Raw genomic sequence first — 17827 nt, 5'->3', positions numbered from 1 at the left:
AAACAAATTTCAAGAAGGAGGGCGTAAAAATGAAAAAGAATATTGCGGTGCTTCGTGGTGATGGTGTCGGTAAAGAAGTAAGTAAAGGTGCAATTGAAGTATTAAAGACGATTGGTCAGCAATTTGGTCATGAATTTCATTTTCAATATGGATTAATTGGCGGAGAAGCGATAGACACAGAAGGCACTCCATTGCCACAAGAAACTGTTGACGTTTGTAAACAAAGCGATGCGGTATTATTAGGCGCTGTTGGGGGACCGAAGTGGGATCAAAACCCAGCATATTTACGCCCTGAAAAAGGCCTTCTACAAATCCGCAAAGCATTAAATTTATTTGCTAATATTCGTCCTGTAACTACTTATAATGCCTTAACAGATATATCACCATTGAAACAGGATATTATCGAGGGTGTTGATTTCGTCATTGTGCGTGAATTAACAGGGGGATTATATTTCGGAAAACCGAGTGGACGTTCAGTCGACGAAAATGGGGAAGAGACGGTTGTTGACACACTTCAGTATAAGCGCTCAGAAATGGAGCGTATCATCTATAAAGCATTTGAAATGGCTCAAACCCGCAGGAAAAAAGTCACTTCAGTCGATAAAGCAAATGTACTAGAGTCAAGTCGTATGTGGCGTGAAGTGGCAGAGGGAATTTCAAAAGAATTTCCTGAAGTGGAACTTGAGCATATGTTAGTTGACAACGCAGCCATGCAATTAATCCGATATCCAAAACAATTTGATGTAGTTGTAACAGAGAATATGTTTGGCGATATTTTAAGTGATGAAGCATCCATGCTAACTGGGTCAATGGGAATGTTACCTTCTGCTAGTCTATCAAGTGATGGTCCTTCATTATATGAGCCAATTCATGGTTCTGCGCCGGATATTGCAGGGAAGAATATTGCGAATCCAATTGCTACAATTCTATCAGCTGCAATGATGCTAAGATTATCGTTTGGCATGGAAAAGGAAGCCAAAGCGATAGAGAGAGCAGTAGATCAAGTGATTTCCGCAGGACATCGTACAGCTGATATACAAAGGGCTGGCAAATCACCTGTTCAAACAACAGAAATAATTGATCAAATTAAAGCGGCATTAATTGAGGATGGAGCAATTTCTAGCATTATGTCTGCATATGCATAAGTGATTGATTAATAGAAAAAGGAAAGGAATGAACAAGAGTTTAATAAAAAAATAGGTTTGTTCTAGAATCTATTTTTTTACTCTTTTCAGCCTTAACTTTTAGCTTTAAGGAAGGGGGAATTGATATGGCAAAAACAATTATTGAAAAAGTATGGGAAAATCATGTAATTAATAGAGAAGAGGGTAAGCCAGATCTATTATATATTGATTTACATTTAGTTCATGAAGTTACATCACCTCAAGCTTTTGAAGGGTTACGTTTGAAAAACCGTAAAGTCAGAAGACCCGATTTAACCTTCGCAACGATGGATCATAACGTACCAACAATAAATCGATTTGTGGTTCAAGATGAAATTGCTTCATTGCAAATGACAACACTTGAACAGAATTGTAAAAACTTTGGGATTCCATTAGCAGATTTAAATAGTCCTGAACAGGGAATAGTCCATGTAATTGGACCAGAGTTAGGATTAACTTCTCCTGGCAAAACGATTGTTTGTGGGGATAGTCATACCTCTACACACGGTGCTTTTGGTGCGCTAGCTTTCGGTATCGGAACAAGTGAGGTAGAGCACGTATTAGCTACACAAACCTTATGGCAACAACGACCGAAGACTTTACAAGTTGATATTTCTGGTACATTGGCTAAGGGAGTTTCAGCTAAGGATGTGATCCTTTCTGTCATTCGTAAGTATGGGATAAATTTTGGAACAGGTTATGTTATTGAATTTACAGGTAGCGTAATTCGTAATATGTCAATGGAAGAGCGTATGACTGTTTGTAATATGTCAATCGAAGCTGGTGCTAAAGCAGGATTAATTGCTCCTGATGAAACAACTTTCTCCTATTTAAAGGGAAGAAAATATAGCCCTCAGGGTAGACAATTTGATGAAGCAGTTGAATTCTGGAAAGGTCTTGCAACAGATGAGGGTGCAGAGTATGACAGAGTCGTTCATCTTAAAGCAGAAGAAATTGCACCAACGGTTACTTGGGGAACAAATCCATCAATGAGTATTACTATTGAGGATACGATTCCAACACCTGATGATTATGAGGCTGAAGTTGATAAAAAAGCCGCACACCGTGCCTATGAATATATGGGATTGACACCAGGTACTCCAATTAGTGAGGTTGAGGTTCAACATGTTTTCATCGGTTCCTGTACAAATTCCCGTATTAGTGATTTAAGAGAAGCTGCAGAGGTCGTTAAAGGGAAAAAGGTAGCAGCTAATGTACGCGCGATGGTTGTACCAGGTTCACAACAGGTTAAAAAGCAAGCTGAAGAAGAAGGATTATCTGCAGTCTTTATTGAAGCTGGTTTTGAGTGGAGAGATGCTGGCTGTAGTATGTGCTTGAGTATGAATCCAGACGTTGTCCCAGCTGGAGAGAGATGTGCTTCTACATCAAACCGTAATTTTGAAGGAAGACAAGGTAAGGGTGCTAGAACACATCTTGTAAGTCCTGCCATGGCGGCAGCTGCAGCACTTTACGGTAAATTTGTTGATATTCGAAAATTAGAGACAGCCTCTGTCTAGTAAAGGAGTGAGTAGGAATGGAACCATTTATCATCCATACGGGTAAAGTTGCAGGGTTAGATCGTGTTAATGTTGATACAGATCAAATTATTCCAAAGCAATTTTTAAAAAGAATTGAGAGAACAGGATTTGGACGTTTTCTATTTTATGATTGGCGTTATCTTGATGATGAAACATTAAACCCAGATTTTGAGTTAAACAAACCTGAGAATAGTGGGACGTCAATTCTTGTTGCAAATGAGAACTTTGGATGTGGATCTTCAAGGGAGCATGCTCCATGGGCGCTTCAGGATTATGGGTTCAAAATTATAATTTCACCTAATTTCGCTGATATTTTTTACAATAACTGTTTAAAAAATGGGATGCTACCCATTTATTTAGATAAGGCAGATATTGAATATCTACTTGAACAATCTAAATCAGCAGATTATGAATGCACAGTTAACTTAAAAGAGCAAACGATTCAAGATAACAATGGTTTTGTAAGATCGTTTGTCATTGATCATCACTGGAGAGAGATGCTCGTAAATGGATGGGATGAGATTGATTTAACGCTAGCATATGAAGATAAAATAGAAGAATATGAGAAGCAAACTGTACGTGCCTAAGGTGAGATTACTCACCTTTTTTATATGAAAAAAAGTCTATTGATAAATTAGATTCAATTTTATTCAGTTAGTCTTGTGGGTATTGTATTCTCATACATTGATTGCTACACTTAGAGAATGACAGATGTATGGAGCTGATTTGACTTAATGAGTAACCAAAATAATGAAGAAAACCATAAAGCAACAGTTATTCAGTTTCCGAAGCTTAAAGAAAGACTCATTGAAAAGGGCTTAGAAGCATTAAAAAGTAAGAATTACAAAGATGCTCTTTCATTATTGTACCAGGCAAAGGAACTCGCAGGAGAACATGATGAAATAGATTTAGGAATTGTTCTCTGCTTATTGGAACTGGGAGATCTTGAAGAAGCGAAGGATCGTTGTAAGTTAATGTTACATCATGATATTGGAGATTACTTTAATGTCTTACAAGTCTACCTGACGATTCTCATCCAGTTAAGACAATATCAGGAGGTTAAAGAAACAATAGAGGCAGTGCTTGAGGAGGATCAAGTCCCTTCAAAATATGCAGAAAGCTTTTACCAACTGTTAGAATTAAGCAAGAAGATGATCATTTCAGGTGATGAGTTATATGAATTAGATGTGGAAGATGAAGAGAGCGTCGTTGAGTATACTCTTACAGAGCGAATTCAAGATGTCTTACTTGACCGCGGGGATCGGAATGAGCAAGCAGTATTTGTGCATGGGATTAAAGAATATAGTTTACATAAGGACCTAGAGTTACTTAACGAATTTCTGGGTAATCCCTCAAAAGACCCCATGATTAAAACCTTACTCTTACAACTGATGATGGAACAAAATATACATAATACGATGGTAGTTGAAAAATTTGGGCAAACAGTAGAGGTAGTCCCCGCAAAGATGGGCGATATATTAACAGACGATTACTCAATGAGGGTTCTTAGAACTTTAGAAGACCAGCTAGGAAACGAGAATCCAACGCTATATGAGGTAACTAAAGAGATCTGGATGAGAGTTCTTTTTATTCTTTTTCCATTTATACCTGAAGAGGAAAATAGTTCTATTTGGTCAGCAGCACTTCATTTGTATGGTTATGAATTGCATGGCATCGAGATTGAGAATAGTGAGTTAGAAGAATTATATGGTGTCACTATATTTGAACTAAAGCAGGCAATCGATAAAATACAAAAACTTGAAGAAATTTCTTACTTATATGAATAGTACATTTTACCAATCGTTGTAATATTCAATTAAACCAACGTTTCTTGAACGGTATTTCAAGATTTTTTACAAATTCTAGCTGTTGAAAGCTTTATATTGTGTGTTATAATGTAGTGGTTGTAAAATGCTTGTAAGGATTAACAAAACAAAGCAATACCTACATAAGCATGACACATGACAGTATAACTAGATAATGACTTGTTAATAATTGACAATGATCACCGCAAGGTTGTTTGATTTTACAAATACATAGCATTTCGTTATCTTAATAAGTAAAAGTAGAAAAATACATAATCGTTATTTTCTACATTAATTGATGTTGGAGGGAAATATACATGTCTGCAAAATGGGAAAAGTTAGAAGGTAATCAAGGTGTTCTAACAATAGAGGTAGATGCAGAAAAGGTCAATGAAGGTCTTGACGCTGCATTTAAAAAGGTTGTAACTAAAGTTAATATTCCAGGTTTCCGTAAAGGGAAGGTACCTCGTGGAATGTTCGAACAACGCTTCGGTGTTGAATCACTATATCAAGATGCTTTAGATATTCTTCTTCCAGAAGCATATTCAAAAGCTATTGAAGAAACTGGAATCGAGCCAGTTGATCGTCCTGAAGTAGATGTTGAACAAATCGAAAAAGGAAAAAGTTTAATCTTCACTGCAAAAGTTACTGTTAAGCCAGAAGTAAAATTAGGCGAATACAAGAACTTAGAAGTTGAAGTTCTTGATGCAACTGTAACTGATGAAGATGTTGACAGTGAGTTAAAGCAACTTCAAGAGCGTAATGCTGAATTAGTTGTGAAAGAAGAAGGAACAGTTGAGAATGGTGATACAGTAGTTCTTGATTTCGAAGGCTTTGTTGATGGAGAAGCATTTGAAGGTGGACAAGCTGATAACTATTCATTAGAGATTGGTTCTGGTTCGTTCATTCCAGGCTTTGAAGAGCAACTAGTTGGATTAAGCAATGGTGATGAGAAGGATGTTGAAGTATCATTCCCAGAAGAATACCATGCTGAAAACTTAGCAGGAAAGCCAGCAACATTCAAAGTGAAAATTCATGAAATCAAATCAAAAGAACTTCCACAATTAGATGATGAGTTCGCTAAAGATGTTGATGATGAAGTTGAAACTTTAGAAGAGTTAAAAGCTAAAACTAGAACTCGTCTAGAAGAAACAAAGAAAACTGATTCAGAAAATCAATTGAAAGATACATTAATTGAAAAGGCAGCTGAAAATGCTGAAATTGATGTTCCACAATCAATGGTTAATACTGAATTAGATCGTATGCTTAAAGAATTCGAGCAACGTTTACAAATGCAAGGTATGAACCTTGAGTTATACTTCCAATTCTCAGGTCAAGATGAGTCTGCGTTACGTGCTCAAATGGCAGAGGATGCTGCAAAGCGTGTTCGCATTAATCTTACATTAGAAGCTATTGCGATTGCTGAAAATCTTGAAGCGTCTGAAGAAGATGTAAATGCTGAGCTTGAAAAAATGGCTGAAATGTACCAAACTCCAGTAGATCAACTTAAAACAATGTTAGGTGGAGTTGAAGGTCTGAAAGAAGATTTAAAAGTAAGAAAAGCAATTGATTTCCTTGTAGAAAACAGCAAAAGTATTGCATAATATAAGTAGTTAGAATAAGGCGCGATTTTATCGTGCCTTGTTTTGTACCAAAATTTAATTAATATTCGCATCATTCTATTCGTATACATATTGTATGAAAGATTTACATATTTTAAATAATACATCTCATCCACAGCATTTAGTAAAAGGATACCGAATTGTTTAGGAACTTCAATTTTAATTGATAAGTTTTAATCTCGATTTAATGGGAATGATAGAGGTAGGGCGCATTTTCGTTCAATTTTTTTCACATAGTACATAACTGTTTTCGTTTTACCCTGAAATACTTACATATTTGACCAAAGGTTTATCATTACCAGTTTAAATTCAATCTATGATACAATTCAGTACATAACTATTGAGTGATTATTGGTTCAGGGAGAGACTCAATCATTAATACTTAGTTTTAAAAGAGTGAAGGTAGAAAGAGAAGATAGAATAAGGGGTGACAAAATGTTTAAATTTAACGATGAAAAAGGACAGCTTAAATGTTCATTCTGTGGTAAAACACAAGATCAAGTCCGCAAATTAGTTGCCGGGCCTGGTGTTTACATATGTGATGAGTGTATCGAACTTTGTACAGAAATCGTTGAAGAAGAACTTGGAACAGAAGAAGAAGTTGAATTCAAGGATGTTCCAAAACCAAAAGAAATTTTAGAAATTTTAGATGAATATGTAATTGGTCAAGAATCTGCGAAGAAGTCTCTATCTGTAGCAGTATATAATCATTACAAGCGCATCAATTCAAATAGCAAGATTGATGATGTTGAACTTTCAAAAAGTAATATCGTCATGATTGGCCCTACTGGTAGTGGTAAAACGTTACTTGCACAAACTTTAGCTCGTATTCTTAATGTTCCGTTTGCGATTGCTGATGCAACTTCATTAACTGAAGCTGGTTATGTTGGTGAAGATGTCGAAAATATTCTCCTTAAGTTGATTCAAGCTGCTGATTATGATGTTGAAAAAGCGGAAAAAGGAATCATCTATATCGATGAGATCGATAAAGTAGCTCGTAAGTCTGAGAACCCTTCTATTACTCGTGATGTTTCAGGTGAAGGTGTACAGCAGGCATTGCTTAAGATTCTTGAAGGAACGGTAGCAAGTGTACCTCCACAGGGCGGTCGTAAGCATCCACATCAAGAATTTATTCAGATTGATACAACGAATATTCTTTTCGTTGTTGGTGGAGCATTTGATGGCATTGAACAAATTGTTAAGCGTCGTCTTGGTAAAAAGGTCATTGGTTTTGGGTCTGATCTTAAGCAAGAGGACTTAACTCAAAAAGAGTTACTTTCCAAAGCATTGCCAGAAGATTTATTAAAATTCGGATTAATTCCTGAATTTATCGGGCGGTTACCAGTCATTGCGAGCTTAGAGCCGCTTGATGAAGAAGCGCTAGTAGAAATTTTAACGAAACCTAAAAATGCCCTAGTTAAACAGTATCAAAAGATGCTTGAATTGGATGAAGTAGAATTAGAATTCGAAGATGGTGCTCTTTTAGAAATTGCGAAAAAAGCAATTGAACGAAAAACTGGAGCGCGTGGTTTACGCTCAATTATTGAAACAATTATGCTTGATGTGATGTTTGACTTACCATCAAGAGATGATATTAAAAAATGTATTATTACAGGCGAAACAGTAGCTGATAATAGTTCTCCTAAGCTTCTTCTTGAAGACGGTACTATTATTAAAGGCGATGACGATTCAGAAAAGTCAGCTTAATACAGAATTATAAAAAGCCCGATAGTGATTGGAATTTCCATCATTATCGGGCTTTTTTTTGTTATAGAAAAGTATAAGTTCTGAACTCGGTTTTAGTGTCTAGCTCCAGCTCCTAACCCCCGAGGTCATAAGTCAATTCATTTCAGGAATCAAGATTTCCTGCGTGATTCGCCTTATGCCTGCCTGAGGGTGAACAAGTCGCTTTCGCTTTTCTAATGTTAATCCCATTTTTTTGTTTATTCCATCTCATGGCAGGAGATACTAGGAGAATAGAACTTCCAAATTAACAAATTTCAAGGAATACATACTTTAGGTGAAATGGAAGGCGGAAGAGAGAAAAAGCTTCCCAAAGGGTAGAGGGTTCACTCTGCTAGGAGCAAAATCTTATCACAACCAGAGTGCAGGAGGTATTATATGAGTTGGACAGGCATTGCTTTATTTGTACAACTGTTTTTCGGGATTATTATTGGTCTCTATTTTTGGAATTTACTTAAAAATCAAAGAACACAAAAGGTTTCTATCGATAAGGAATCAAGGAAAGAAATGGATCAGTTACGAAAAATGAGGGCAATTTCGTTAACTGAACCTCTCGCTGAAAAAGTAAGACCTAGAAGTTTTAACGATATTGTAGGTCAAGAGGATGGAATTAAATCATTGAAGGCTGCTTTGTGTGGACCTAACCCACAGCATGTGATTATTTATGGCCCACCAGGTGTTGGGAAAACAGCCGCTGCAAGATTAGTTCTAGAGGAAGCAAAAAGAAATGGGAAATCACCCTTTAAAAATTCAGCAGTTTTCGTTGAATTAGATGCAACAACTGCCAGGTTTGATGAAAGAGGAATCGCTGATCCATTAATTGGTTCGGTCCATGATCCCATCTACCAAGGTGCAGGGGCTATGGGGCAGGCGGGTATTCCTCAACCAAAACAAGGAGCAGTAACACATGCTCATGGTGGAGTATTATTTATCGATGAAATTGGTGAACTCCATCCGATACAAATGAACAAAATGCTTAAAGTATTAGAAGATCGAAAAGTATTTTTAGAAAGTGCGTATTATAACGAAGAAAACACACAAATCCCATCACATATCCATGATATTTTTAAAAATGGTTTACCAGCAGATTTCCGTTTGATTGGTGCAACCACAAGAACACCAAATGAAATTCCACCTGCTATAAGATCAAGGTGTTTGGAAGTATTCTTCAGGGAACTTGATCAGGATGAACTAACAAAGGTTGTAGAAAATGCGCTTGACAAGGTTGGAATGACAGCAACAGAGAAAGGGATTAAAACTTTAGCTGGTTATTGTCGTAATGGCCGAGAAGTTGTGAATATGGTGCAAATTGCAGCTGGGTTAGCTATTTCGGAAGACCGCATTGATATTAAAGAGGATGACATTGAATGGGTTATTCATTCAAGTCAATTAACACCAAGAAATGAGAAGAAAATTGCTGATCAATCAAAGGTAGGGCTTGTTAATGGATTAGCTGTTTATGGACCTAATACTGGTTCATTACTTGATATCGAGGTTACTGTTATTGCTACTGAAAAAGATAAAGGGTCGATTAATATTACTGGGATTGTTGAAGAGGAAAGTATAGGGGATCGTAGTAAATCAATTAGAAGAAAAAGTATGGCAAAAGGATCGATTGAAAATGTTATAACTGTCCTTAGGTCAATGGGTGTCCCAGCATCCAATTATGATATTCATGTTAATTTTCCTGGCGGAGTTCCAATCGATGGACCGTCTGCTGGAATTGCGATGGCAACTGGAATATACTCTGCTATTCATAAATTACCAGTCAATAATAAAATAGCGATGACAGGTGAAATTAGTATTCATGGAGGCGTAAAACCGATAGGTGGGGTTGTTGCAAAAGTAAAAGCAGCCAAACAGGCTGGAGTTGAAAAAGTGATCATCCCTCAAGAAAATATGCAAAATATCTTGAGAGAAATCGAAGGGATCGAAATTATCCCAGTTACCCATTTAGAAGAAGTATTTGAGCTTGCATTATCCAAATCAAGTATTTCACTTACAGAAGATGAGGTAATATCAACATCTACGTCAACACTATCACATAAAGAGTCTGTATAGTCTTCTATTGGTCTTTTCGAAACATGCACGCTAATAGACACGTATAGTCAAATAAGATAGAATGATACAAAGGCGAATAAATTTAGACATTCTATCAAAAATAAGAGTGTATGAACAATTGTTTACTTAGCGTTGGAGTCTAGCTGTAGCGCCCCATTACAACGGGGCGCTTGCGCTTTTCGTTATTACATAAAATATAATTTTTGAGGTGTTTGCAATGGAAAATGAAATCATTGTTCCTCTCTTACCGCTTAGAGGCTTACTGGTATACCCAACAATGGTTTTGCACTTGGATGTGGGACGTGACAAGTCTGTACAAGCATTAGAAAAAGCGATGATTGAAGACCATATCATCTTTTTGACCACGCAAACTGATTTATCAGTGGATGACCCTGGTGAAGATGATATTTATCCAATAGGTACATTAACAAAGGTGAAGCAAATGCTCAAGCTTCCAAACGGAACGATTCGAGTATTAGTAGAGGGTCTATCAAGAGCTGAAATCACTGAATTTCAGGAGCAAGAAAAATATGTGTCTGTTAAAGTGAAAACATTTGAAGATGATCCATCTAAAGATGTTGAAAGTGAAGCATTAATGAGAACGATGCTTGAGTATTTTGAACAGTACATAAAAATTTCGAAAAAAGTTTCTACTGAAACATATTCAAGTGTTACAGATATTGAAGAGCCTGGCAGAATGGCGGACATTATCGCCTCACACCTACCGCTCAAGTTAAAAGAAAAGCAGGAGATCTTAGAAACACTGGATGTTAAAGAACGTGTTAATAAGATTATCTCGATTATTAATAATGAAAAAGAAGTCCTAACATTAGAGAAAAAGATTGGTCAACGTGTAAAGCGGTCCATGGAAAGAACACAAAAGGAATATTATCTCCGTGAGCAAATGAAGGCGATTCAAAAAGAGCTTGGTGATAAAGAAGGTAAAACAGGTGAAGTCACAACTCTTAAAGAAAAGATTGAAGCCGCTGGAATGCCTGAAAATGTGGAGAAGATTGCTTTAAAGGAATTAGATCGATATGAGAAAATTCCACAGACGTCAGCTGAGAGTGCAGTAATTCGCAATTATATTGAATGGTTATTAGTGCTTCCATGGAGTAATATGACCGAAGATCAATTAGATATTGGTCATGCTGAAGAAGTATTAGAGAAAGATCACTATGGTTTAGAAAAAGTAAAAGAACGTGTTCTTGAATACTTAGCGGTTCAACAACTAACCCAATCGTTAAAAGGACCGATACTTTGTCTAGCAGGACCTCCTGGAGTTGGTAAAACGTCATTAGCAAAATCAATTGCTAAATCGTTAGGCCGTAACTTTGTCCGAATTTCCTTAGGTGGGGTTAGGGATGAATCCGAAATAAGAGGACACCGCCGAACTTATGTCGGAGCGATGCCAGGTCGAATCATCCAAGGCATGAAAAAGGCAAACACAATTAACCCAGTGTTTCTTTTAGATGAGATCGATAAAATGTCAAATGATTTCCGTGGTGATCCATCAGCTGCCTTACTGGAGGTTTTAGATCCTGAACAAAACAATTCGTTCAGTGATCATTTCATTGAAGAGCCTTATGATCTTTCAAAGGTTATGTTTATTGCAACTGCGAATAATCTTGGAACGATTCCTGGACCGTTGTTAGATCGAATGGAAATTATTACGATCGCGGGTTATACTGAGCTTGAGAAAATTCATATTGCCAAGGACCATCTTCTTCAGAAGCAAATTGGTGAGCATGGTTTAGAAGAAGGTAAATTACAGATGCAAGACGATGCCATTCAGGCACTTATTCGCTACTATACACGTGAAGCAGGAGTTCGTGGGCTGGAACGTCAGCTTGCAACAATCTGTAGAAAAGCTGCTAAAATCATCGTGTCAGAGGATAGAAAGAGCATTGTAATAACCGATAAAAACCTTGAAGAATTCTTAGGTAAACGAAAGTTTCGTTATGGTCAAGCAGAGGTTGAAGATCAAATTGGAGTTTCAACAGGCTTAGCTTATACAGCATTTGGTGGAGATACCTTATCAATTGAAGTGGCTCTAGCGCCGGGTAAAGGGAAACTTGTCCTGACTGGGAAATTAGGTGACGTGATGAAGGAATCTGCACAGGCTGCATTTAGCTATATACGTTCAAAAGCGGATGAGCTGAAGATTGATCCTGATTTTCATGAGAAAAACGATATCCACATTCACGTTCCAGAAGGTGCAGTGCCTAAGGACGGTCCGTCTGCAGGAATTACGATTGCTACTGCTTTAATTTCGGCCTTAACAGGTCGCCCGGTACGCAAAGAAGTAGGAATGACTGGAGAAATTACGTTAAGAGGTCGCGTGCTACCGATTGGTGGATTAAAAGAAAAATCACTGAGTGCTCATCGAGCAGGCTTAACAAAAGTGATTGTTCCAAAAGATAATGAAAAAGACTTAGACGATATTCCTGAAAGTGTTCGAAACGATTTAGAGTTTGTTCTAGTTTCGCATTTAGATGAAGTATTAGTACATGCATTAGTAGGTGTAAAGTAAATGAAAGTAACAACAGCAGAAATTGTAATCAGTGCGGTCAAACCAGAACAATATCCTGATACAGAGCTACCAGAATTCGCTTTAGCTGGTCGCTCTAATGTTGGGAAGTCTTCCTTTATTAATAAAATGATTGCGCGAAAAGCTTTAGCAAGAACGTCTTCAAAACCAGGTAAGACACAAACGTTGAATTTCTATTTAATTAATGAAATACTCCATTTTGTAGATGTACCTGGTTATGGATACGCAAAAGTATCGAAAACAGAACGTGCTGCATGGGGAAAGATGATTGAAACGTATTTAACAAGAAGAGATCAGCTAAGAGCGGTTGTTCAAATTGTTGATTTACGCCATGCACCATCAAACGATGATGTGATGATGTATGAGTTTGTCAAACATCACAACATTCCTGTAATTATTATTGCGACAAAGGCTGATAAAATCCCTAAGGGGAAATGGGAAAAACATCTAAAGGTCGTAAAAGAAACACTCAACTTTGATCCAACAGATCAAATTGTTGTTTTTTCTTCAGAAACAGGATTAGGAAAAGACAAAGCCTGGGCAGCATTAAAAAGTTTTATGTAATCATTCCATTTTACTAAATAGGTAGTTTTGCAACAAAAAAAGAGACGTTATGTCTCTTTTTTTTGTGGTGCCCGGTCTTATTTTTTCTTAATAAACAATAAATAAATTCCAACCGCAATAATAATTACTGGCCAATAGCGAATGATGAAGGATAACCCTGAACCTAGTGCACCTAACTTATTTAAAAAAGCATCATAGTTTAATAGTAAAAGTGCAAATGCGAGTAACAAAAAGCCTTGTGAATGATCTGATTTTGTTTTTAAGGATTTAAGAATGAGCCCCAATGCAACAATAAAGACAAGCATTCCAAAATGATCAGGCCAGAAGGAAAAGGTATTAATTGGATGGAAGTGGAACCCGAATCCAGTGAGAATAACGCCTGGCAATATTTGACTATGATCATTAGCACTGTATGCTTGGACAAGCAATGCTATCCCAATAATAATGATCAATGTGGTCCATGAAAAGAACCCAGAAAAAAGAGAAATATTTAATTGTTGTAATAATAAGTAGGTACCGACTCCAATAAGGATGATACCAGGAAAGATGCTATGTTTTTTCAAAAACGTGTACCTCCATTACAGGTAGTAAAGAATACTTGATTATCATTCTTTTTTTTGGTATTGTACTCATTGTAAGTTTAACAGGAGACGGGCTTTAATTTATCTTTTTTAAATGAACTTTATTTAAATATTACCATAAGAGATTCACATCTTGTTCACATTTTTTTTGAAAGATAAATTGTATACATGTTATAATACCAGTAGGTTTTTAAGAGAAAAGAATGACCCTATAAGGGTTTTATACTATATAGCCATTGGTTAACTTATTAATAAATATTTGGGGGTGTCATCGAATGCATGTCATAGTTGTCGGATTAAATTATAAAACTGCCCCTGTAGAGATACGTGAAAGATTATCTTTTAATACGACTGATCTAGCAGATGCGATGAAACAGCTCAAATCCCAAAAAAGCGTATTAGAGAATATCATCATATCAACTTGTAACCGCACAGAGATTTATGCGGTGGTGGATCAGTTGCATACAGGACGTCATTTTATTAAAACATTTTTATCTAATTGGTTCGGTATTAACAAAGAAGAGTTTACTCCCTACTTAAACATTTATGAAAATGATGGTGCGATCCAGCACTTGTTTAATGTTACATGTGGACTAAACTCAATGGTTGTAGGAGAAACGCAAATTCTCGGACAGGTTCGCTCTAGCTTCTTATTAGCACAAGATGAACAAACAATTGGAACTGTCTTCAACCAGCTATTCAAACAAGCTATTACATTAGCAAAGCGTGCACATGCTGAAACCGATATTGGTGCAAATGCAGTATCAGTAAGCTATGCGGCTGTTGAACTGGCTAAGAAGATATTTGGTAACCTTGAAAATAAACATGTTCTCATTCTTGGAGCAGGGAAGATGGGCGAACTGGCTGCACAAAATCTTCACGGTAGTGGTGTGAAGAAAGTAACAGTGATGAATCGTACGTTTGAGAAGGCTCAAGAACTAGCGAAGAAATTTGATGGAGCGGCTAAACCATTAGAAGAGCTTCAATGTGCATTAATCGAAGCAGATATTATGATTAGTTCTACAGGTGCCCAAGGGTATGTAATCACTAAAAACATGATGTCAGGTATTGAACGTATGAGAAAGGGTCGACCGTTGTTTATGGTAGACATAGCGGTACCACGTGATTTAGATCCTGCACTTACTGATTTAGATAGTGTTTTCTTATATGACATTGACGATTTAGAGGGAATTGTCGAAGCGAATATGCAAGAACGACGCAAAGCTGCTGAAACGATCGAAATCATGATTGAAGCAGAAATTGTTGAATTCAAGCAATGGTTAGGAACTCTAGGTGTTGTTCCTGTTATTTCCGCACTACGTAAAAAGGCTTTAAGTGTCCAAGCGGAGACGATGGAAAGCATTGAACGTAAAATGCCAAACCTTACTGACCGCGAGAAAAAACTTCTAAACAAGCATACAAAGAGTATTATTAATCAATTATTACGTGATCCTATTCTAAAGGTTAAAGAACTTGCAGCAGACACAAATGCAGATGAAACGTTAGAGCTATTTATGAAGATTTTTGATATTGAAGATGCAGTAGAAGCTGAACGAGAGGCGCAAGCTCAACGTAAGGACATTGTTGAACAATCTGTGCTAGGTCCATTCAAAGAGCCTTCTCTACAGTCATAGGAGAGGATATTCTAAGATGGAGATGAATCTTACAAGGCTGCATGAATTAACGGTTATTTTATATGCACTCAGTGTACTTTTATATTTCATAGATTTTCTTCATAATAACCGGAAGGCAAACACTGCTGCCTTCTGGTTACTTGCATTTGTATGGGTTTTACAAACAAGTTTCTTAGTCTTCAGAATTATCGATACAGGTCGTTTCCCTGTCCTTAATTTAATTGAGGGACTATACTTTTTTGCTTGGGTATTAATTTCGCTCTCTTTGTTTATAAATCGGGTATTGCGTGTAGATTTCACAATCTTTTTCACGAATGTAATTGGTTTTTCAATCATGTCAATCCATACATTTGCACCAGATCAACATGGAGGGTCGTCTGTTGAAGCTGGTCAGCTTGTATCAGAACTTTTAATGATTCATGTAACGATGGCCATATTATCATATGGTGCCTTCTCGCTTTCATTTGTCTTTTCTTTGTTATATTTGATTCAACATAATCTATTGAAAAAGAAAAAGTGGGGTAAACGTTTACTAAGGTTGGATGATTTGTCGAAATTAGATCATATGTCATATGTATTAAATATCATCGGAGTACCGATGCTTTTATTATCCTTGCTTTTAGGAATACTTTGGGCATATATCTCACTTGGTACTTTTCATTGGTTTGATGCGAAAGTATTAGGATCATTTATGGTTCTTATTGTTTATAGTTATTATATTTATAAAAAAGTTGTCATTGGACTTCACGGGAAATCCATTGCATTATGGAATATAGGCTCATTTTTAATTTTACTAATTAATTTCTTTCTATTTGGAAGCTTATCACGTTTTCATTTTTGGAATTTATAGCAGGAGGCTACTATGCGAAAAATTATTGTTGGTTCAAGAAGAAGTAAACTTGCTCTTACACAAACCAATTGGGTAATCGATCAGTTAAAAAGCTTAGGCGCACCATTTGAGTTTGAAGTAAAAGAGATTGTAACAAAAGGAGATCAAATTCTTGATGTAACCTTATCAAAGGTTGGTGGAAAAGGATTGTTTGTGAAAGAAATTGAGCAAGCGATGCTTAACAAAGAAATCGATATCGCTGTTCATAGTATGAAGGATATGCCAGCAGTTCTTCCAAAAGGGTTGACGATTGGCTGTATTCCACATCGTGAAGATCATCGAGACGTTATTATTTCTAAGGACCATGTCCCTTTCAGTGATTTACCAAGTGGTTCAGTGGTCGGAACCAGTAGTTTAAGAAGAAGTGCACAAATTTTAGCACAAAGGCCTGATTTAGAAATTAAATGGATACGTGGGAATATCGATACAAGGCTTGCTAAGCTTCAAAATGAGGAATATGATGCAATCGTCCTAGCTGCAGCTGGTTTGGCTCGTATGGGCTGGTCTAAGGACGTTGTGACAGATTACCTAGAGCCTGAGGTTTGTTTACCAGCGGTTGGTCAAGGGGCATTATCTATTGAGTGTCGTGAGGACGACAAAGAGCTTTTAGATTTGTTAGCAAAATTCAATGATCTGACTACAAATAAAACAGTAACAGCAGAACGTGCTTTCCTTCACAAAATGGAAGGTGGATGCCAAGTGCCGATTGCAGGATTTGCAGTGCTTGATCAAGATGAAATAGCTCTAACTGTTCTAGTTGGGTCGCCTGATGGGAAGACAATCTACAAAGAGGTCGTTCGCGGAAATGACCCATTAGAAGTTGGTCACGAGGCTGCTAGGAAGCTCTCAGCACAAGGTGCGAAGGATTTAATCGATCGTGTTAAACAGGAGCTTGATCAGTAATGGGAGAACGTCTTCCTCTTCTAGGAAAACGAATTTTAGTGACTAGAGCTAAAGAGCAAGCTAAGGATTTTTCAGATAAAATAAAACAGTATGGAGGAACACCACTTGAGGTTCCTCTCATTTCTTTTAAACTTTCATCAAATCAGGATGAAATTAAAGAAAAGATCTCAAAGCTAGATACATATGATTGGCTTATTTTTACTAGTAAAAACGGGGTAGATTTCTTTTTTCATGCTTTAACTAATCATCCTAGCAAATTACCAAAAATTGCTGTGGTGGGAACGAAAACAAATGATGCTTTAATCCAAAAGGGTTATCAGGCAGATCTACTTCCTTCTGACTTTATCGGAGAGGGATTAACAGAAACACTGAAGCCTCTAATGAGGAATGGTGATCGTTTTCTACTAGCAAGAGGAAATCTATCCCGATCACATATACCAAATGAGCTAAGAAAGTTCGGTGGAATTGTCGATGATTTGGTCATTTATGATAATGATGAAAATGTAAGTGAAAAAGATAGATTGCAGGAATTTTTAAGCCAACAACAAATTGATGTAATCACCTTCACAAGCCCTTCAACAGTAAGAAATTTCGTTAAGCTAGTTGATGGACTACCATGGAGAGAATGGTTGCGAAGGATTGATATTGTTTGTATTGGGCCAGTTACAAAAGAAGCATTACAACAGTTTGAAATAGATGTTCATGTTTGTCCAAGTGAATATACGACAGATAGTATGTTAACAGAGCTTATTTCTTACTATAAAAAATAAGGA

The 17827-nt window shown here is 36.8% G+C and carries 14 protein-coding genes; 13 read left to right on the top strand and 1 reads right to left on the bottom strand.

What is annotated here, in order from left to right; genetic code table 11:
• The first annotated feature begins 29 nt into the window (after window positions 1-29).
• The 9 genes from leuB (at window position 30) to yihA (ending at window position 13047) form a co-directional block, all read left to right on the top strand.
• On the top strand, window positions 30-1145 hold the full coding sequence (leuB, locus tag BLQ56_RS00245) for a 3-isopropylmalate dehydrogenase (RefSeq protein WP_090849012.1): 1116 nt from the start codon (window positions 30-32) through the stop codon (window positions 1143-1145).
• Between the two features lie 125 nt (window positions 1146-1270).
• Window positions 1271-2680 (top strand): 3-isopropylmalate dehydratase large subunit, encoded by a 1410-nt coding sequence (gene leuC, locus BLQ56_RS00240; RefSeq protein WP_090849010.1) that lies wholly within the window; start codon window positions 1271-1273, stop codon window positions 2678-2680.
• Between the two features lie 17 nt (window positions 2681-2697).
• Complete coding sequence (gene leuD, locus BLQ56_RS00235) at window positions 2698-3288, top strand: 3-isopropylmalate dehydratase small subunit (RefSeq protein WP_090849008.1); 591 nt, start codon at window positions 2698-2700, stop codon at window positions 3286-3288.
• Window positions 3289-3435: 147 nt separating this feature from the next.
• Window positions 3436-4488 carry a tetratricopeptide repeat protein gene (locus BLQ56_RS00230; protein WP_090849006.1) on the top strand — a complete coding sequence of 351 codons (1053 nt, stop codon included), beginning with the start codon at window positions 3436-3438 and terminating at the stop codon, window positions 4486-4488.
• A gap of 335 nt (window positions 4489-4823) precedes the next feature.
• The gene (gene tig / locus BLQ56_RS00225; protein ID WP_090849004.1) at window positions 4824-6110 is read left to right on the top strand and encodes a trigger factor; all 1287 of its coding nucleotides are present in this window, start codon (window positions 4824-4826) and stop codon (window positions 6108-6110) included.
• A gap of 453 nt (window positions 6111-6563) precedes the next feature.
• Window positions 6564-7835, top strand: coding sequence for an ATP-dependent protease ATP-binding subunit ClpX (gene clpX / locus BLQ56_RS00220; RefSeq protein WP_090849002.1), 1272 nt, complete (start codon window positions 6564-6566; stop codon window positions 7833-7835).
• Window positions 7836-8249: 414 nt separating this feature from the next.
• Window positions 8250-9932: an ATP-dependent protease LonB gene (gene lonB / locus BLQ56_RS00215; protein WP_090849000.1), complete on the top strand. Its 1683-nt coding sequence runs from the start codon at window positions 8250-8252 to the stop codon at window positions 9930-9932.
• Window positions 9933-10149: 217 nt separating this feature from the next.
• Window positions 10150-12465, top strand: coding sequence for an endopeptidase La (gene lon / locus BLQ56_RS00210; protein ID WP_090848998.1), 2316 nt, complete (start codon window positions 10150-10152; stop codon window positions 12463-12465).
• Window positions 12466-13047 (top strand): ribosome biogenesis GTP-binding protein YihA/YsxC, encoded by a 582-nt coding sequence (gene yihA / locus BLQ56_RS00205; RefSeq protein WP_090848996.1) that lies wholly within the window; start codon window positions 12466-12468, stop codon window positions 13045-13047.
• Window positions 13048-13124: 77 nt separating this feature from the next.
• On the opposite strand, the gene BLQ56_RS00200 is transcribed toward yihA, so the two are convergent.
• Window positions 13125-13610: a LiaF transmembrane domain-containing protein gene (locus tag BLQ56_RS00200; RefSeq protein WP_090848995.1), complete on the bottom strand. Its 486-nt coding sequence runs from the start codon at window positions 13608-13610 to the stop codon at window positions 13125-13127.
• Between the two features lie 293 nt (window positions 13611-13903).
• Here BLQ56_RS00200 and hemA point away from each other — a divergent pair, with 293 nt between their 5' ends.
• Genes hemA through BLQ56_RS00180 form a run of 4 tightly spaced genes read left to right on the top strand, consistent with a single transcriptional unit; the run spans window position 13904 to window position 17824 of the window.
• The gene (gene hemA / locus BLQ56_RS00195; protein WP_090848993.1) at window positions 13904-15262 is read left to right on the top strand and encodes a glutamyl-tRNA reductase; all 1359 of its coding nucleotides are present in this window, start codon (window positions 13904-13906) and stop codon (window positions 15260-15262) included.
• A 16-nt stretch (window positions 15263-15278) separates the two neighbouring features.
• Window positions 15279-16112 carry a cytochrome C assembly family protein gene (locus BLQ56_RS00190; RefSeq protein ID WP_090848991.1) on the top strand — a complete coding sequence of 278 codons (834 nt, stop codon included), beginning with the start codon at window positions 15279-15281 and terminating at the stop codon, window positions 16110-16112.
• 12 nt (window positions 16113-16124) lie between these two features.
• Entirely contained in the window at window positions 16125-17054 is a 930-nt protein-coding gene (gene hemC / locus BLQ56_RS00185) for a hydroxymethylbilane synthase (protein ID WP_090848989.1), read from the top strand.
• Window positions 17054-17824 (top strand): uroporphyrinogen-III synthase, encoded by a 771-nt coding sequence (locus BLQ56_RS00180; RefSeq protein ID WP_090848987.1) that lies wholly within the window; start codon window positions 17054-17056, stop codon window positions 17822-17824. The genes hemC and BLQ56_RS00180 overlap by 1 nt, the downstream gene beginning before the upstream one ends.
• Window positions 17825-17827: the final 3 nt, after the last annotated feature.

Origin of the sequence: Litchfieldia salsa (genome assembly GCF_900104555.1) — a bacterium.
Taxonomy (GTDB): domain Bacteria; phylum Bacillota; class Bacilli; order Bacillales; family Bacillaceae_L; genus Litchfieldia; species Litchfieldia salsa.
This window is presented reverse-complemented; position numbering and strand designations above follow the sequence as displayed.

Excerpts from the sequence above, each read along its gene's own strand:
- leuB (WP_090849012.1), top strand. The coding sequence starts at position 30 with ATGAAAAAGAATATTGCGGTGCTTCGTGGTGATGGTGTCGGTAAAGAA.
- leuC (WP_090849010.1), top strand. The coding sequence starts at position 1,271 with ATGGCAAAAACAATTATTGAAAAAGTATGGGAAAATCATGTAATTAAT.
- leuD (WP_090849008.1), top strand. The coding sequence starts at position 2,698 with ATGGAACCATTTATCATCCATACGGGTAAAGTTGCAGGGTTAGATCGT.
- BLQ56_RS00230 (WP_090849006.1), top strand. The coding sequence starts at position 3,436 with ATGAGTAACCAAAATAATGAAGAAAACCATAAAGCAACAGTTATTCAG.
- tig (WP_090849004.1), top strand. The coding sequence starts at position 4,824 with ATGTCTGCAAAATGGGAAAAGTTAGAAGGTAATCAAGGTGTTCTAACA.
- clpX (WP_090849002.1), top strand. The coding sequence starts at position 6,564 with ATGTTTAAATTTAACGATGAAAAAGGACAGCTTAAATGTTCATTCTGT.
- lonB (WP_090849000.1), top strand. The coding sequence starts at position 8,250 with ATGAGTTGGACAGGCATTGCTTTATTTGTACAACTGTTTTTCGGGATT.
- lon (WP_090848998.1), top strand. The coding sequence starts at position 10,150 with ATGGAAAATGAAATCATTGTTCCTCTCTTACCGCTTAGAGGCTTACTG.
- yihA (WP_090848996.1), top strand. The coding sequence starts at position 12,466 with ATGAAAGTAACAACAGCAGAAATTGTAATCAGTGCGGTCAAACCAGAA.
- hemA (WP_090848993.1), top strand. The coding sequence starts at position 13,904 with ATGCATGTCATAGTTGTCGGATTAAATTATAAAACTGCCCCTGTAGAG.
- BLQ56_RS00190 (WP_090848991.1), top strand. The coding sequence starts at position 15,279 with ATGGAGATGAATCTTACAAGGCTGCATGAATTAACGGTTATTTTATAT.
- hemC (WP_090848989.1), top strand. The coding sequence starts at position 16,125 with ATGCGAAAAATTATTGTTGGTTCAAGAAGAAGTAAACTTGCTCTTACA.
- BLQ56_RS00180 (WP_090848987.1), top strand. The coding sequence starts at position 17,054 with ATGGGAGAACGTCTTCCTCTTCTAGGAAAACGAATTTTAGTGACTAGA.